The following is a 16,735-nucleotide window of genomic DNA, read 5'->3' as shown; positions in this document are numbered from 1 at the left end:
GCATTACTACCAGTCTTTGTTACTTTTCACCTTGGTTCCTTTCAATTTTTTGGCATTAATTTTATCCTGAACCTTTTTTTCCTGATCGTTCATGGCCTTCAACAAGTTTTTAATTTGCTGTGGTGATAGCTGTCCGGGAACAGGTTGGTTTTTCTGTTCTTTGGGTTGATCTCCCTGTCCATCCTTCTGCTCCTTAGGATCTTTTTGATCCTGTTTTTCATTATCGCCTTCCTTTTCCCCTTGATTCTTTTCTTTTTCGTCGCCTTGATCGCTTTCATCTTCCTTTTGTTCACCATCATCGCCTTCTTTATCCTTGCCTTCGTCGTTTTCCTTATTATCCTGATTCTCGTTTTGATCCTGATTGTCCTGCTGGTCTTGATTGTCATTTTCCCCATCGCCTCCTTGTGGTGGGTTCTTCTCCAGCATTTCCTTGGCCAATGCTAAATTATAGCGGGTTTCTTCATCGGTAGGATTGTTGCGCAGTGCATTTTTATAAGACTCTACCGCTTCCTGATACTTCTTGGCATTCATAAAGGTATTCCCGAGGTTATGATATGCCTTGTGCTTTTCGGGTTTATTTTTTGCCACTTCTGCAGCCTGGGCAAAGCGACGCATGGCCTCATCGTTTTTGGCCTCATTGTAGTAGGCATTTCCCAAATTGTACTTCCCTGTTTCCAAGGAAGGACTCGTGGCAATGGCTTTTCGGTAATTCACTTCTGCATCGACGAAATTATCATCGAAGATCTCCGAATTGGCATCGCTTAAAAACTCTTGTGTTTGCTTGTGCTGTTGTTTTTGTGTTTTTGATTCCTTCTGCGCAAAAATGGCACAAGAGACCAAAAGCAATACCCATGTTGTAATAAACTTCATTTTCATATTATTCCCCTTCATTAAATAAGTTTAACTTCTTCAACCACGCTGTTTTACGTTCTAAAAGGAAGACATCGAATATCAACAAAAATAATGCCCCTGCCAAAAACCATTGAAACTGATCCTTAAAATCGGTAAACTGCTTGGCCTCGAATTCTTTTTTGTCCATTCCATTTAGAATGGCCGTAACGGTCTCCACAACTTCCTTTGTGCTACTTCCGTCGATATACTCCCCATTGGCACCTTCAGCAATTTCCTGAAGCGTCGCAGTATTTAATCGGGTAATAACCATCTCATTGTTTTGGTCACGCTTGTAATATTGTAAAATCCCATTTCTTTTAATGGGAATTTGCGCACCCTTATCGGTCCCTACACCAATGGTAAATATTTTGATGCCCATTTGTGAAGCTTCTTCCACAATGGCTGCTACATTTCCTTCATGATCCTCACCATCACTTACGATAAAAAGTACCCGGTTGGTTTGCTCTTCGTCGTTGTAATAGGTTTGCGCCAACGAAATGGCTTCGGTAATAGCGGTTCCCTGAGAAGAAACCATATCGGTGTTCATCCCAGCCAAAAATAGCTTGGTGGAGGCAAAATCTGTGGTAATAGGCACCTGTGGAAATGCACTGCTGGCATAACCAATGATCCCTACTCGATCGCCTGCCAGACTATTAATAATCTGCGTCACCAATTGCTTGGATTTCTCCATTCTATTGGGGGCAATATCCTCGGCCAACATACTTTTGGAAACGTCTAAAGCAAAGACCACATCCACACCTTCTCGTTTCACTGTTTCCAGCTTGGTTCCAATCTTAGGATTCACCAGGGCAAAACTAAGACAGGCAACGACAAGGCATAATACCAAAAGTTTCAATATGGGTTTAAACAAGGATCGGGTCGGGCTTAGTTTTTTAAGCAGTCCGTTGGAAGCAAAATGATCCTGGGTTCGCTTTCTCCATAGTTGTACCAATAGGAACAAGAAAGCCAACGCCGGAATACCGATCATTACATAAAAAAATATGGGTTCTTCTAATTGATACATCTTAAATAAAACTCCTAAATACTGTATATCGAAGTAGCCACTCCAACGCCAAAAGCCCTAGGGCCAATAACACTAAGGGGCGAAACTTCTCATCATAACTCTTAAACTTGAATTCTTCTATTTCCGTCTTTTCCAGTTTATTAATTTCTTCATAAATCTCACTTAAACGGGTATTATTGGTAGCACGGAAATACTTACCATCTGTCGTTGCTGCAATTTCTTTCAACAGCTCCTCATCGATTTCAACGGGGACATTGCCGTATTGAAACTCTCCACTTTGGAGCAATCCAATAGGTGAGACAGCCATCCCATTGGTTCCTAAGCCAATCGTATATACCTTAATCCCAAATTCTACCGCCAATTCGCTCGCAATTTTAGGATCGATAAAACCGGTATTATTCACCCCGTCGGTAAGAAGGATAATCACCTTGCTTTTGGCCCGGCTTTCCTTTAATCGGTTTACGGCAGTTGCCAATCCCATACCAATGGCGGTACCTCCTTCAATAATATTATTATATCGAATGCTCTTTAAAGAGGAAAGCGCTATGCTCTTATCACTCGTAAGAGGGGTTTTCGTAAAACTTTCCCCTGCATATTCCACCAATCCTATACGATCGTTGGGACGTGCATTGATAAATCTTCCTGCCACCTTCTTAAGGGCTTCCAATCGATTGGGCTTTAAATCCCTAGCCAGCATACTGGCAGAAACATCGATGGCCATGACAATATCGATTCCGCTAGTGGTTTTAATCTTGGTGCTTTCGTCTACGTTTCTGGGACGGGCTAATGCTACGATAATAGCGGCAAGGGCCAATAAACGCAATGCAAAAAGTAAAGGGCGTAGTTTGGCCAGCCAATTTTTACCGGTCTTAAATCCTTTTATACTCGATATTTTAAGGGAGGCGGTTTGTTGTCGTCGTTTCCAAATGTACCATACCACTAGCAGTGGTAGCACTAGAAGCAACCAAAAAAACTGTGGATGTACGTATTCGAAATTCTGCATTATTCCTCTTCCTTATCTTTTTTAATTTTCTGAAATGGATCCACTTCCAACTCCACCGAATTCATAATCCGCTCTACCACTTGTTTGGCATAAACATCATCTTCCCTGGATACCACCATGATCTGTTGCAAAGCGCCTTGTTGTCCGAAGGCAATGATTTCATAATTCTGCTTGGGTGCTAATTTCCCATTAGACATAGGGAAATTAAAACTTCCGTACGCCTTCCTTCCTTTCAGCCCTTCTCCCGTCTCAAAAGATTCCTGCTTCACAAAGATGTTCTGTGCTCCCTGCTGCTCCAAGGTTTGAAGGGACCCTTCTAAAGAAACCTCCAAATCCACTTCTACTGGATTCGTAAATCGTGTGGCATTCACTACAATGGAAAACTGATCAATGACACTTCCGTAAGCAAATGCGTCCGTAGACTGGATCTGGGCTTTTAATTCCTCAGGAATTGGAAGTTCGGTACGCTTCAAAATAACTGGGGTTTCCACAATGATAGACGGAATCCCATATTCACTCTTGTACCATTTCCCTTCCAACAATTCCTTAGTGGGATGCCCAATAACATTGTCCTTAAGGTAGGACCATCCGTAGGTACTACCCAAAACAACGGTTGTTATAAGAATAGCCAGTACGCCCGCAAGGCTTCCAATGAGAACGCGCTTGTTCCTGCGCTTTTTTCTCATTGCGGCTAGATACAATTCGTTCTGCAACAATTCCTCTTCGGAAGGTTCCGGAATGGCCTCTTGGGTTTCGTTTATGATTTCCTCTATGGAAGCGCGATCCGAACGAGCTTGACCAGATTCTTCCTTCATTTTGGCAAACTTCACCAAATCAGCTCGCTTGAAAATGGCATCCAACTTCCGAATGGTTTCCTTATCGAATTCGAAGTGACCAGAATCCTTTAAAAGCAGTAAACGTTCAATCAGTTCATCACTGGTACTTTCTAAAGCGCGACTGTCTACCTCGCGATCTAGATAGCGTTTTACAATTTCAGTAAGAGAAGAATAATAGGCTTTGGATTTGTTTTCCTTCAACAATTCCAAATTGTCCAATTCCTGAAGGGCTACCATGGCCTCTTCATAAGGAGGCAATTGCTTTTCACGTTCTTCCTTTCGCTTCTTTCTTCTGAAAAGAAAATACCAAACCCCTCCAATGACCAAAAGTGGAGCAAGTACATAAAGCAGCCAGATGAAGTTGAAAGGAGGGCCTTTTACTTCGATCACCGGTTTGATGTCGAACATCTTCTGCTTGAGGGTATCTACAGGTACATCGCGTACCTCGACCATGGCCGAGTCTGTGGTAAACACGCGATCGTCTATCATGACCCTTTGTGCCGGAAGTTTATAGGTCCCCGAATCGAATTGGGTGATCCCGTATTTCTTAATCAGCAAATATTTTGACTCCAGTTGGGTCGTGTCTGTTTTGTACGATTCTATAGTTTCCAAAGGAGCAAAGCTTTGTCCTTCGGGAAACAGCACCAAGGAAGTGGTATCGGCTTCTACCTGAATTGTGTATTTTATTTCTTCCCCAATCCGGATAAGGGTAGTGTCTACCGATGAGGTGACCTGAGCGGAAGCTTCAAAAGAGAAGAGAAAAAAGAGAAGAGAAAAGAGAGAAGAGAGAATTAGACGTCTAATAGTACCTGTCTTCCATTTAAAAAGTCTGTATTTCGTGTCACTCAACATCTATTATCCTCTTCTTTTGAAATATCCCAATAATTTCTTCACATAGCTTTCGTCCACCCTGCAGCTTAACACTCCGGCACCACTTTTCAGGAAGGCATCGTTAAATTCGTCCACGCGCTCCTGATAGTACTTGCTGTAATTCCTACGTACACTTTTAGAACCAGTATTTACCAACATTAATTCCCCTGTTTCTTCATCTTCCATCTGCACCATTCCTAAATTCGGAATCTCTTCTTCACGGCGATCGTAAATTCGAATCCCAGTAACATCGTGTTTTTTGGAAACGATTTTCAAGGTATCCCGATAACCATCGGTAATGAAGTCGGAAAGCACAAACACAATGGCCTTCTTTTTCATCACATTAGTTAGGTATTTCAGGGCTTGGGCGATATCCGTTCGTTTGCTCTGTGGTTGAAACTCGATGAGTTCACGAATGATTCTAAGCACATGCGACTTCCCTTTTTTAGGCGGAATGAACAACTCGATGGCATCCGAAAATAGGATGAGGCCAATCTTATCATTGTTCTGCATGGCCGAAAAAGCCAAGGTAGCTGCTATTTCGGTAATGATCTCATTTTTGAACTGAGTGTCCGTCCCGAAGAACTCCGAACCACTAATATCTACCATAAGCATCATGGTAAGTTCGCGTTCTTCTTCGAACACCTTAACGAAAGGTTCGTTATACCGAGCGGTAACATTCCAATCGATATTACGAACGTCGTCCCCAAATTGGTACTGTCGTACTTCAGAAAAAGTCATCCCACGTCCCTTAAAGGTACTATGGTACTCGCCACCAAACACGTGGTCGCTAAGGCGACGTGTTTTGATTTCGATCTTACGTACTTTCTTAAGAAGTTCTTTCGTGTCCATATCTTTTCAGTGAACAGTTGGCAGCTGCCAGTTAACAGTATGAGATCATTTCACAGCCATGCTGCAAACTGCATACTGAATACTGCCTACTGGCCTAGGGTACTTCGATTACGTTTACGATCTTGTTAATGATGTCTTCTGAAGTAATATTTTCCGCCTCAGCTTCGTAGGTAACCCCAATACGGTGACGCAATACATCATGCACCACGGCCCGAACATCTTCCGGAATTACATACCCTCTGCGTTTGATGAACGCATAGCACTTAGCAGCACTTGCCAAATTGATACTTCCCCTTGGAGAAGCACCAAATCCAATAAGTGCTTTTAGGTCGCTCAACCCATAATTCTCAGGGGTACGGGTAGCGAAAATGATATCTAGGATGTACTTTTCAATCTTTTCATCCATGTATACTTCGCGAACAGCTTCCTGAGCACGCTTTATCTGATCTAAGGTCACTACAGGATTTACTTGTTCGAATCCACCTTTTAGGTTTTGGCGGATAATGAGTTGTTCTTCTTCCAACTTAGGGTATTTAATCACCGTTTTCAACATGAAACGGTCTACCTGTGCTTCTGGCAATGGATACGTTCCTTCCTGTTCAATTGGGTTTTGTGTGGCCATTACCAAGAATGGTTTTTCCAAAATGAAGGTGTCATCCCCAATGGTTACCTGCTTTTCCTGCATAGCTTCCAGTAACGCAGACTGTACTTTGGCAGGGGCACGGTTAATCTCATCTGCCAACACGAAATTGGCAAAAATGGGTCCTTTCTTAATGCTGAAGTCATTCGCCTTCATGTTGTAGATAAGGGTTCCAACAACATCGGCGGGCAGTAGATCGGGGGTAAACTGTATACGGCTAAATGATCCGTGAACGGCTTTGGAAAGAGTATTGATTGCCAAAGTCTTTGCCAATCCAGGAACCCCTTCCAGAAGGATGTGTCCCTGACCCAACAAACCGATGAGGAGTCGCTCTACCATATGCTTTTGGCCCACAATCACTTTGTTTATTTCCAAAGTGAGGATGTCCACAAAAGCACTTTCCTTTTCTATTTTCTCATTCAGTGCGCCTATATCTAGGGCAGTAGCTGTTTGTTCCATACGTATTTTAGTTCAATAAGACCATTCAAAAATTGAATGGGATGCAAATTCAAAATTTATGCCGAAAGTTGCTGTTAACAATTGGTTAAAACTTCTAGTAAATAAAAGGGCTTACGCACTTTTTACTAATTTCAAATTTTTAACTTTAAGACGCGCTAAAAATAAAAAATGGAGCCAAAATTTTCAAAGATAATTCAAGGGTGTATGACTTGGGGGGCTTGGGGCAAGCAACTCCCTAAGAACGAGATGGTTTCACTCTTAAAACACTGCATTGATGCAGGCATTACTACCTTCGATCACGCCGATATTTATGGCGATTACACCACAGAAAGTGAATTTGGGGCCGCTTTGAGTGAAAGTGGAGTGGCAAGGGACGACATTCAAGTTATTTCAAAGTGTGGCATTCAATATGTTGGTGAAACGCGGGACAATGAGATAAAACACTATCAATACGACGCCGATTATATCATTTGGAGCGCTGAAAAATCCATTGCCGACCTGCAATGCGATTATTTAGATCTTCTTTTACTGCACCGTCCAAGTCCACTTATGGATCGGGATGAAGTGAAAAAAGGAGTCGCTCATCTTATGGAAAGGGAATTGATACGAAGTTTTGGGGTTTCCAACTTCACGGTTTCCCAAATGCAACTTATCGATAGTCGAGAGTTCATTTATGCCAATCAGATCGAATTCAGTCTTACGTCGCATCAAGCCATGTTCGACGGAACCTTGGACTTTATGCAACTCAATGCCATCACCCCTATGTGCTGGAGTCCTTTGGGGAAATTGTTTCGGGAAGACGATGACCAAACCCAACGTATCCATGCATTATTGGATGCATTGACCGAAAAATACAACGCCTCCAAAGATCAGCTGTTATTGGCTTGGATATTGAAACATCCAGCAGGCATACATCCTGTTGTTGGAACCACGAGTAAGGATCGGATTTCCTTAGCGGCTGAGGCAGCAAAAATAGACCTGAGCCGAGTGGACTGGTTCAAAATGTTGGTGGCCAGCCAGGGACACAAGGTTCCTTAAAGCAATAATCGTCATGAAAAAAAATAATCCCATTGCTCTGATAACGGGAGCTACCTCGGGTATAGGTAAGGCTACGGCCCAACTCTTTGCCCAAAATGGCGTCCGCCTCATTCTTTGTGGAAGACGGCAGGAACGCTTGGATGCCTTGCAGAAAGAGCTTTCTTCAATTACCGAAGTCCATACATTACAATTCGATGTTCGGGATAGAGATAAAGTATTCAAAACCTTGAAAAACCTTCCCGAGGCATTTTCAGAAATCGATATTCTCATCAATAATGCTGGGAATGCCCACGGATTGGATCCCATTCAAGAAGGAAGCGTAGACGATTGGGATGCTATGATGGATATCAATGTAAAAGGGCTTCTATATGTTTCTAAAGCGATCCTTCCGAGAATGCTTCAACGAGAACAAGGCCATATCATCAATATTGGTTCTACTGCAGGAAAGGAAGTATATCCTAAAGGGAATGTGTATTGTGCCAGTAAACATGCGGTTGATGCCATTACCCATGGAATGCGATTGGATTTAAACGGAAAAGGCATTAAGGTAAGCGGTATCAATCCGGGCTTGGTGCAGACAGAGTTTAGCGAAGTACGTTTCAAAGGAGATAAAGAACGAGCCGATCAGGTATATAAAAACTACAAACCGTTACTGCCCGAGGATATTGCCGATATTATTTGGTTTGCTGTTACCCGTCCGGCCCATGTAAACATTGCCGACCTAACTGTGATGTGTTTGGATCAGGCAAGCAGTACGATTGTGAATAAGAAATAACCTCCCATGTCCCCTCGAGCATTATCGAGGGAGAAAACATGGTTTTGGACCGAAGATAGAAAGTGCAGCTTATCGAGAGGTCATGAATTGCGAAAAAAACCTTACTAGGTCTCGACTGCGCTCGACCCGACAAAAATAATGATTAATAAACGGCTACTTATCAAACAACTGTTAGCTCACAACGATGAGAGCAGTTTCTATGATAAGAAGCGAAAGATCGATCTGGGAAGTAAGGAGGGAAAGGCCAAGTTCTTAAAGCACATTTGTGCCTTGAGCAACAGTAATCCCAAAAACAATAGCTATATCGTTATTGGGGTAGAAGACGAAGGGAATGAAATTCGAGGAGTGGATTTCTTCGATGATAGTAAAATACAAAACCTCGTCAATGCCTACTTACACAATCCTCCTCTTATCGCCTACGAAAATGTCATGTTTCCGCATTTACCGGATGACAAGGTGGTGGGGTTGGTTACGATTAGGCCAACGGGTGAAATCACTTCCTTGAGAAAGAATATTTGGAAGTATTGGGGCGGGTCTATTTTCCTTCGCGATGGTAGTATTTCCATGCCCAAGGATTTCGATATTGAAATCAAGGATGTGAATTCGGAGATTGTAAAATCCATAGAAAATAGGGCCAAAAACAACATAGAACATACGTTGGATGGGGTGATAGACTTCATCAATGTTCGGCATAGCGAACTCGATTCGCATTACAAGGTCTTCAAGGAACAATTTGTGGTATGCTGGGCCGGAAACACCAAACAGGTTCAGGGAGAAATCTACTATTCCAGGGTGGATATAGAGCTGATTAATGAACAAGTACGATTGTTTTATTCTGCCTTGGACGAGATCAGTATTTCGTATAATGATGACACCTATTCCATTACCGAATATGTGCATTTGGGATTGAACGAAAATTACAAATACTATCCTTTAGAGCAGGTCAATATTACCTTTCACGAAAATGGATTTTACAATATCGATTCCCAGCTTATTTTCGAACCCCCACAATTCAACAAGCGGACCCTGTACCATATTTACAATACCAACAATGCCTTGATCGAAAAGCTTAAAAAAGGAATCCCTTTACGGCCTCAGGATGAGAAGGATTTAAGGCATTTGCCTGCTACTTACCTCATCTGTTATCTGAACGATTTTCAGGATGCCAAGGAAAAATTGGTAGAAGCCAAGCCTTTTTTGAAACAAATGGGGGGAAATCTATACCAATCGTATAAAGATTCTGTGCGAATTCTTCGGAAAGTAAAGTACAGTTAACAATAGATTTCCATTTATTCACTAATTTTAAGATTCAACTATTCAAATACCAACAACTATGGGACTTTTTGACAAGATAAAAGAGAAACTCACCAATGAATTTATCGATATTGTTGAGTGGCTCGACTATACGGATGATACCATCTGTCATCGCTTTGAGCGCTACCAAAACGAAATAAAGAATGGGGCAAAGCTGATTGTTCGCGAGGGACAAACAGCCGTTTTTGTGAACGAAGGGCAATTGGCCGATGTTTTCAGCCCCGGAACCTATACTTTGGACACACAAAACCTTCCTATTCTAGCAACGCTGAAAGGTTGGAAGTATGGATTCAATAGTCCATTCAAGGCCGAAGTATATTTTATAAATACCCACCTCTTTACCGACGAAAAATGGGGCACCAAAAATCCGATTACGCTTAACGACGAACGCTTTGGCTTGGTCGAAATTAGAGCCTTCGGAACCTATGCCTTTAGGATAGACGATGCTGGAAAGTTCATCATCGATATAGTGGGAACGGACAATAACTTCACCAATTTTGAAATCAACGAGCATTTAAAAAGCTTGATCGCCACCCGATTTACGGATACGGTGGGAGAAGCCAATTTGCCCATTGAGTTATATGCAGCCAATACTTCCGAATTGAGCGAGACGTGCCAAGAAGTAATGCAGCCCGAATTTCAGAGTGTAGGGATTTCCTTGGAGAAATTCTACATAGAAAATGTTTCCATGCCCGAAGACCTGAAAAAGGAAATCTTCGAGTATAGCCGTATTGACAAATTAGACTTGGACAAGTTGACCAAATTCAAAACCGCTAAAGCCATTGAAGCAGCGGCTGCCAACGAAGGCGGAACTGCCGGTGCCGGAATGGGTATGGGAATGGGATTTGTCCTGGCCCAACAAATGGGAGGAATGATGAGTCCGCAAATGGGAGGTAATCAGCCTGCCGCTATGCCGCAACAAGCCGTACCGCCACCAATGCCTGTAGCTGTACAGTACTACTACGCGAGTAACGGACAACAAGCAGGACCCGTAAGTTTTGAGCAATTGCGTGCCCTTTTTGCGAACCGTACCGTAAATAAAGATACGTTGGTTTGGAAACAAGGAATGGCCAATTGGATTGCGTTGAAAGACGTGGAAGAATTAAAGGCTTTCTTGGGAGGAAGTACGCCACCGCCTTTACCTGGAGCATAAGGTATAACAGAGAAGAGAAAAGAGAGTAGAGAGGTGTTCAAAAGACTGGCATATACCTTATTTATTTTGTTGGGAAGCGTTTTCGTTTTTGTAATCGCAGCCTCATTCTCCCTATTCAGTTTTACGGATGATCGTGCACAAGTATGTGGTAATGAAGATCCCATTGTATTTTGTGGGACAGAGCCCATTGTATTCTCGGAACAAGGAGAAAAGGGAAGACGTGTTTTTCAAGCCAATTGTGCGGCTTGTCATAAATTAAATAAGCCGTCAACGGGACCCGCCTTGTTGGGAGTACATAAAAAAGAGCCGCGCGAAGGGTTTTTCTTTGAATACATAACGAATGGATATCCTCTTCTGAAAGCTAAGGATCCTTATGTAATGGAACTAAAGGAAATGTACCCTGCCGACTATGCGCACAAGTTTCAATTATCGGATGAAGAATACGAAAACCTAATGGCCTATATAAAAGGAATCTAATTTATCTATGTACAAAACTCCTGTCTCTTTTCCATTCTCTCTAGTCTAAAAAGCACATGCAAGACACACCCATCCAAAAGTCCGAGTTAAAGAAATCCTGCGTCAATTGCGGGGCCGAATTGGTATATGCACCGGGGACTACGCAATTGGAATGCGATTATTGTGGGCATAAAGAAGAGATATCTCCTTCCGAAAGTGGTTTCGAAGAATTGGAGTTAAGACCCTATTTGGAAACACTGGGTTCCCAATCGCACAGTGAAGCCATTTCCATGCTTACTTGTAAAAACTGCGGGGCCAATCAGCATGTGGAAGAAAATTACAAATCCCTGCATTGCGTGTATTGCAGCTCGCCGCTCATTGTAGAAGATATGCATAAGGAAGAGTGGATCTTACCGGGCGCAGTATTACCTTTTCAGATTAATCAGGAAAAGGCACACGTTATTTTCAAACAGTGGGTAAAGAAGCTATGGTGGGCCCCTAACAAATTGAAAAAGGCGTCGCTAGATCCTAAAAACACCAAGGGATTGTATGTCCCTTATTGGACCTTCGATGCCCAACTATTTGCTACGTATACCGGACAACGCGGGGATTATTATTACGTCTCGGTGCCCTATACCACTACAGTGAATGGAAAAACTGTTACCCGAACCCGACAGGAGCGGAGAACGCGATGGACCCCGGCGAGTGGAAGTATTTCAGGGTTTATAGATGATACACTAATCAAAGCTTCCAAACAACGCTCGGGAACCATTCCCAAAAAAGTAGAACGCTGGAACCTGAAAGCTTTACAGCCATTTGACAGTAGTTTCTTGGCGGGATTTGTTACCGAAAAATATACGATTCCGTTGAAGGAAGGACATCTGCAATCCAATAAGGAAGCCGAACGCATTGCCGATCGGTGGGTACGAAGGGATATTGGCGGGGATACCCAACGGGTGCACTCGGTAAATATGCAATTGAGTGAAGAAACCTTTAAGCATATACTGCTACCGGTATTTGTGAGTGCCTATGTATTTAAAGGAAAGCGGTACAATTTCTTTGTGAATGGACAAACAGGAGCCTTATCAGGAAAAAGACCTTATTCATTCTGGAAAATCTTCTTGTTCGTGCTTTTTATTATAGCCATCATTTCAGTATTAATTTTTGTTTTAAACGAGCAACAGTAACTATGAGGACATTGGTTGTGGGTGATATCCATGGCGGCTTACGAGCATTACGGCAAGTTTTGGAAAAGGTACACCCAACAGACGGAGATCGTTTTATTTTCTTGGGAGATTATGTGGACGGTTGGAGCGAGGTGGCCGAAACCGTTTCTTTCCTAATAGAATTTTCGAACAAATATGCCTGTACTTTTATTCGGGGGAACCATGATTATCTTCTGTATCAGTACTTAAAACACAACGATTATAATGCAATGTGGTTGCACCACGGAGGGGCTTCCAGTATAGAGAGTTATAAGCGCCTTTCCAAATCCCAAAAGGAAGATCATTTGTATTTCTACGAAACCCTACGGGATTATTATGTAGACGATTCCAATCGGTTATTTGTACATGCCGGTTTTACCAATGTACATGGCATACATCATGAACACTTCAAAAACATGGTGTTTTGGGATAGAACCTTATGGGAAGTGGCGCGATCCATGGACCCTTCCCTCACAAAAGATGACATCCACTATCCGCAACGACTAGCATTGTACGAAGAAATTTACATTGGACATACCGCTGTTTCCAAAATAGGATATACGGTACCACTTAATTTTGCTAACCTATGGAATATAGATACAGGAGCCGCATTTAATGGTCCGCTTACAGTTTTCGATGTGGATACCAAAGAGTACTGGCAGAGTGATCCTGTCTATACCTTATATCCCGATGAAAAAGGGAGAAATTAGAAAGGGGAAATAAATATCTCGCGACTTTCCGTTTGTACATGACATCCATCCGAGGTCATGGTCACCACAATATTATTGAAGGTGGCTGGGGTATATTGTTGCGAGGTTATCGAAATATCATAGGTGCCCGGGCGTTCTCCCGCACCGATCCAAGAACCTAAGGAAAACATCAACTCCTCCGAATAGTTTCCGTCCGTAGCTGTAACGGTAATCCCTGAACCAACGGCGTTCCCAGTGGTAGAATCGATCACATCTATGCTTAAACCATAGACAAAAACTTCAGTACATCCGCCTGAATCACCTCCATCATCGTTATTACAGGAGAATAATATCAAGGCTAGGGAAAGAAAGAGAAAACGTTTCATATTCAATTTTTTGACAAGTTACAAAAATGAGCATTTCCTATCAACCCACTAGGTATTCTTTATATACGGCAATAGGAATTAGAGCCGTCCATCCGCAGAAATCTTTCTTCGACGGCATTCCATAAGAAATTAAATCGGGTGCGTAATTCTCCCAAAAAGTACCTGTGGCTTCATATACGGTAGCTACATTTCGATACACTTTGGTAGCTAAATCTTGGGCCAACGCATCATGTCCATTGGCAGATAACCCTTTCAATACCATATAAACAGTCGGAGCCCAAACACCGCCCAACCAATAATCGCCCCAACCTACATAGTCCGGATCGGCAGCAGATAAAGCAGGCAATGGCATCTTTCTGTAAAATTCGTTAGGGTCCTTTAGATGACTCAAAAAAGCTTCCATGCGATCTTCAGGAACCAATTTTCCTAGTAGCGCCCAATACATACCAATATGCCTTCTGGGAACTTGTTTGTCAAACCCTAAATCATAATAGAATTTGTCTTCTTCGCTCCAGCACTTTGCATTAAGAGCGATCTTTATCTTGCCATGAATTTCTTCGAAATAAGCGATATCTTCTTCATTTCCGGTCTCCTTTGCCATGTCAATGAGTTGCAATGCATACATTGCCATTTGAGAAGAGAAATCGACCAAGCGGGCCTGTTTATTCCACACTCCTTGCTTGGTAAGAACATAATCTGCGATGAACATATTCAATTTTGTTTCCCCAGAGGCATTCATGGCAGCCAACTTTGCACCGAGTTCATGATGGGTCATCCCATTTCCTTCGGTAGGTTCCCAATCGCGTGGTGCCCTTGGAATATTGTCCATGCCCATGCCCAATGTATCCCCGTAAAAGAGATCATCGTCCATCATATAGGTATTCACATGAAACTGAAAGTTCTTCTTCAGAATGGGATAGGCATATTGCAAGCGTTCCATATCCTTGGAAACTGAATAGATTTCCGATTCTGCCAAGGCCAGTAATGGCGGATTGATAGAAACCGGATGATCCTTGCTCCAAAGTGGTTCTCCCGTGTGGCGGTATTCCCTGCAGATGTATCCATCCTCTTCCATGCGGTCGTAGAAATTATCCAAGGCCTGATATACCGGCAATTCGTCCAAATGATACTTGGCAAAGCAACACATAAAACAGGTATCCCAAAGGAAGATATTCTTCGAAAAAGCGGCATCTATAAAGGGTTCTTTAAAGAAGGCTTCCGAATCCCCGCCACGCACTTTGGCTTTGGTAATCTCCAAGGCTTTATTGTACATCTCTTGGGCAAGCTCATCGGATACTGAAAGATCCTCTTTAGAAGTGGAGACTACGGGTGTTTCTTCTGAAGGGGTTTCGGCACAGGAATTCAACATTCCCAATCCAACGACCCCAGTAGCTAGGGTTACATTTTTGGCAAAATCTCTACGTTTCATTCTTGGAGGTTTTTTTAAAGAAGACTAAATATACCCAAAAATGAAAAACCCGTTGAAAAACAATCTTCAACGGGTTCTAATCTTTACATATAGTATGTTCTATAGGTCGAACTTGATTCCCTGTGCAAGGGGAAGTTCGGTCGTATAGTTAATGGTATTGGTCTGTCTGCGCATGTACACTTTCCAAGCATCACTTCCCGACTCACGTCCACCACCAGTTTCTTTCTCACCTCCAAAGGCGCCACCAATTTCGGCACCGGAAGTTCCTATGTTTACATTGGCAATTCCACAATCACTTCCTGCATGGCTCAAGAAACGCTCTGCTTCACGAAGGTTGTTGGTCATGATCGCACTAGACAATCCTTGGGCTACTCCATTTTGAACGTCAATAGCATTTTCTACATCACCAGAATACTTCAATAAGTATAATACGGGAGCAAAGGTTTCGTGCTGTACGATTTCATAGCTGTTATTCGCTTCTGCAATGGCTGGTTTTACATAACATCCGCTTTCGTATCCTTCTCCTTCTAACACACCCCCTGGAACGATGATGTTTCCACCTTCAGCTACTACTTTCTCCAGTGCTTGATTATACATAGCAACGGCATCGGTATCAATTAGTGGCCCAACGTGGTTGTTCTCATCCAACGGGTTTCCAATGCGAAGTTGTCCATAAGCATCTACCAATGCTTTTTTCACTTGATCATAAATGCTTTCGTGAATGATCAATCGACGGGTAGACGTACAACGTTGTCCGGCAGTACCTACAGCTCCAAACACTGCTCCGATCACCGTCATTTTAATATCCGCATCTGGTGTTACGATGATGGCATTGTTTCCTCCCAATTCCAAAAGGGATTTTCCAAGACGTTCCCCTACTGTTTTGGCAACGATCTTCCCCATACGGGTAGATCCTGTAGCCGAAACTAAAGGTACTCGTTTGTCCTGCGTCATATATTCTCCCACTTTGTAATCTCCATTGATTAAACATGAGATTCCCTCAGGAAGGTTATTATCTGCGAATACTTTGGCGGCAATTTTTTGACAAGCGATTCCACAAAGAGGTGCTTTTTCACTCGGCTTCCAAACACACACATCTCCACAGATCCAAGCCAAGGCAGTATTCCAAGACCAAACAGCTACTGGGAAGTTAAAGGCAGAAATAATTCCTACGATCCCTAGTGGGTGATATTGCTCGTACATACGGTGCCCAGGACGTTCACTGTGCATGGTTAATCCATGAAGCTGACGGGATAATCCAACGGCAAAATCACAGATATCGATCATTTCTTGAACTTCTCCCAATCCTTCTTGATAGGATTTCCCCATTTCGTAAGAAACCAATTTACCTAAAGGCTCTTTCAAACGACGTAATTCTTCTCCAAACTGACGCACGATTTCACCGCGTTGTGGCGCTGGCATTACCCTCCATGATTTGAAAGCCTCTGAGGCCGATGCTATTACTTGTTCGTATTCATCTTTGGTGGTAGTGGTTACTTTACCGATCAAGGCTCCGTCTACTGGGGAGTAGGAAGCGATTTCATCGGTGCCTGGCATCCAGTTGGATCCCGTAGAAGTACCATGATTTGTTTCGTTGATTCCCAATTCTTGAAGAGCTTCTTCAATACCAAAGGAAGTGGCTACGTTTGACATAGTTATCTCAATTTTTTAATTCAAATTTGTTGCCGCGAATGTACGGAATACAGCTTATAATT

The 16,735-nt window shown here is 42.7% G+C and carries 16 protein-coding genes; 7 read left to right on the top strand and 9 right to left on the bottom strand.

Annotation, left to right across the window (positions count from 1 at the left end; all coding sequences use genetic code 11):
- Positions 1 to 6: 6 nt before the first annotated feature.
- The 6 genes from POV27_RS14620 to POV27_RS14595 all read right to left on the bottom strand — a co-directional run bounded on the left by POV27_RS14620 (position 7) and on the right by POV27_RS14595 (position 6,575).
- Complete coding sequence (locus POV27_RS14620; protein ID WP_272863531.1) at positions 7 to 870, bottom strand: tetratricopeptide repeat protein; 864 nt, start codon at positions 868 to 870, stop codon at positions 7 to 9.
- Between the two features lie 7 nt (positions 871 to 877).
- Complete coding sequence (locus POV27_RS14615) at positions 878 to 1,915, bottom strand: VWA domain-containing protein (RefSeq protein WP_272863530.1); 1,038 nt, start codon at positions 1,913 to 1,915, stop codon at positions 878 to 880.
- Position 1,916: 1 nt separating this feature from the next.
- The gene (locus tag POV27_RS14610) at positions 1,917 to 2,918 is read right to left on the bottom strand and encodes a vWA domain-containing protein (RefSeq protein WP_419179949.1); all 1,002 of its coding nucleotides are present in this window, start codon (positions 2,916 to 2,918) and stop codon (positions 1,917 to 1,919) included.
- Positions 2,918 to 4,606, bottom strand: a complete 1,689-nt coding sequence (locus POV27_RS14605; protein ID WP_272863529.1) for a hypothetical protein — start codon at positions 4,604 to 4,606, stop codon at positions 2,918 to 2,920. Before POV27_RS14605 ends, POV27_RS14610 begins: the two co-directional genes overlap by 1 nt.
- A gap of 3 nt (positions 4,607 to 4,609) precedes the next feature.
- Positions 4,610 to 5,476 (bottom strand): DUF58 domain-containing protein, encoded by an 867-nt coding sequence (locus tag POV27_RS14600; RefSeq protein WP_272863528.1) that lies wholly within the window; start codon positions 5,474 to 5,476, stop codon positions 4,610 to 4,612.
- Positions 5,477 to 5,570: 94 nt separating this feature from the next.
- Positions 5,571 to 6,575, bottom strand: a complete 1,005-nt coding sequence (locus tag POV27_RS14595) for an AAA family ATPase (RefSeq protein WP_272863527.1) — start codon at positions 6,573 to 6,575, stop codon at positions 5,571 to 5,573.
- A gap of 168 nt (positions 6,576 to 6,743) precedes the next feature.
- Between POV27_RS14595 and POV27_RS14590 the strand changes: the two genes are divergently transcribed.
- The 7 genes from POV27_RS14590 to POV27_RS14560 all read left to right on the top strand — a co-directional run bounded on the left by POV27_RS14590 (position 6,744) and on the right by POV27_RS14560 (position 13,226).
- A complete protein-coding gene (locus POV27_RS14590; RefSeq protein WP_272863526.1) occupies positions 6,744 to 7,613 on the top strand; it encodes an aldo/keto reductase in 870 nt (289 codons plus the stop codon).
- Between the two features lie 13 nt (positions 7,614 to 7,626).
- A complete protein-coding gene (locus tag POV27_RS14585) occupies positions 7,627 to 8,388 on the top strand; it encodes an SDR family NAD(P)-dependent oxidoreductase (protein WP_272863525.1) in 762 nt (253 codons plus the stop codon).
- Positions 8,389 to 8,526: 138 nt separating this feature from the next.
- Complete coding sequence (locus POV27_RS14580) at positions 8,527 to 9,663, top strand: ATP-binding protein (protein ID WP_272863524.1); 1,137 nt, start codon at positions 8,527 to 8,529, stop codon at positions 9,661 to 9,663.
- Between the two features lie 58 nt (positions 9,664 to 9,721).
- Positions 9,722 to 10,855, top strand: a complete 1,134-nt coding sequence (locus POV27_RS14575) for an SPFH domain-containing protein (RefSeq protein WP_272863523.1) — start codon at positions 9,722 to 9,724, stop codon at positions 10,853 to 10,855.
- A 33-nt stretch (positions 10,856 to 10,888) separates the two neighbouring features.
- Positions 10,889 to 11,332: a c-type cytochrome gene (locus POV27_RS14570; protein WP_272863522.1), complete on the top strand. Its 444-nt coding sequence runs from the start codon at positions 10,889 to 10,891 to the stop codon at positions 11,330 to 11,332.
- Positions 11,333 to 11,388: 56 nt separating this feature from the next.
- Entirely contained in the window at positions 11,389 to 12,498 is a 1,110-nt protein-coding gene (locus tag POV27_RS14565) for a TFIIB-type zinc ribbon-containing protein (RefSeq protein ID WP_272863521.1), read from the top strand.
- Positions 12,499 to 12,500: 2 nt separating this feature from the next.
- On the top strand, positions 12,501 to 13,226 hold the full coding sequence (locus tag POV27_RS14560) for a metallophosphoesterase (RefSeq protein WP_272863520.1): 726 nt from the start codon (positions 12,501 to 12,503) through the stop codon (positions 13,224 to 13,226).
- On the opposite strand, the gene POV27_RS14555 is transcribed toward POV27_RS14560, so the two are convergent.
- The 3 genes from POV27_RS14555 to amaB form a co-directional block, all read right to left on the bottom strand.
- Complete coding sequence (locus POV27_RS14555) at positions 13,223 to 13,591, bottom strand: hypothetical protein (protein WP_272863519.1); 369 nt, start codon at positions 13,589 to 13,591, stop codon at positions 13,223 to 13,225. The two genes, POV27_RS14560 and POV27_RS14555, sit on opposite strands and share 4 nt — an antisense overlap.
- 40 nt (positions 13,592 to 13,631) lie before the next feature.
- Complete coding sequence (locus POV27_RS14550) at positions 13,632 to 15,020, bottom strand: MGH1-like glycoside hydrolase domain-containing protein (RefSeq protein WP_272863518.1); 1,389 nt, start codon at positions 15,018 to 15,020, stop codon at positions 13,632 to 13,634.
- Positions 15,021 to 15,119: 99 nt separating this feature from the next.
- Positions 15,120 to 16,673 (bottom strand): L-piperidine-6-carboxylate dehydrogenase, encoded by a 1,554-nt coding sequence (amaB, locus tag POV27_RS14545; protein WP_272863517.1) that lies wholly within the window; start codon positions 16,671 to 16,673, stop codon positions 15,120 to 15,122.
- Positions 16,674 to 16,735: the final 62 nt, after the last annotated feature.

Source organism: Aureisphaera galaxeae (assembly GCF_028561275.1).
GTDB classification, from domain to species: Bacteria; Bacteroidota; Bacteroidia; order Flavobacteriales; family Flavobacteriaceae; genus Aureisphaera; species Aureisphaera galaxeae.
This window is presented reverse-complemented; position numbering and strand designations above follow the sequence as displayed.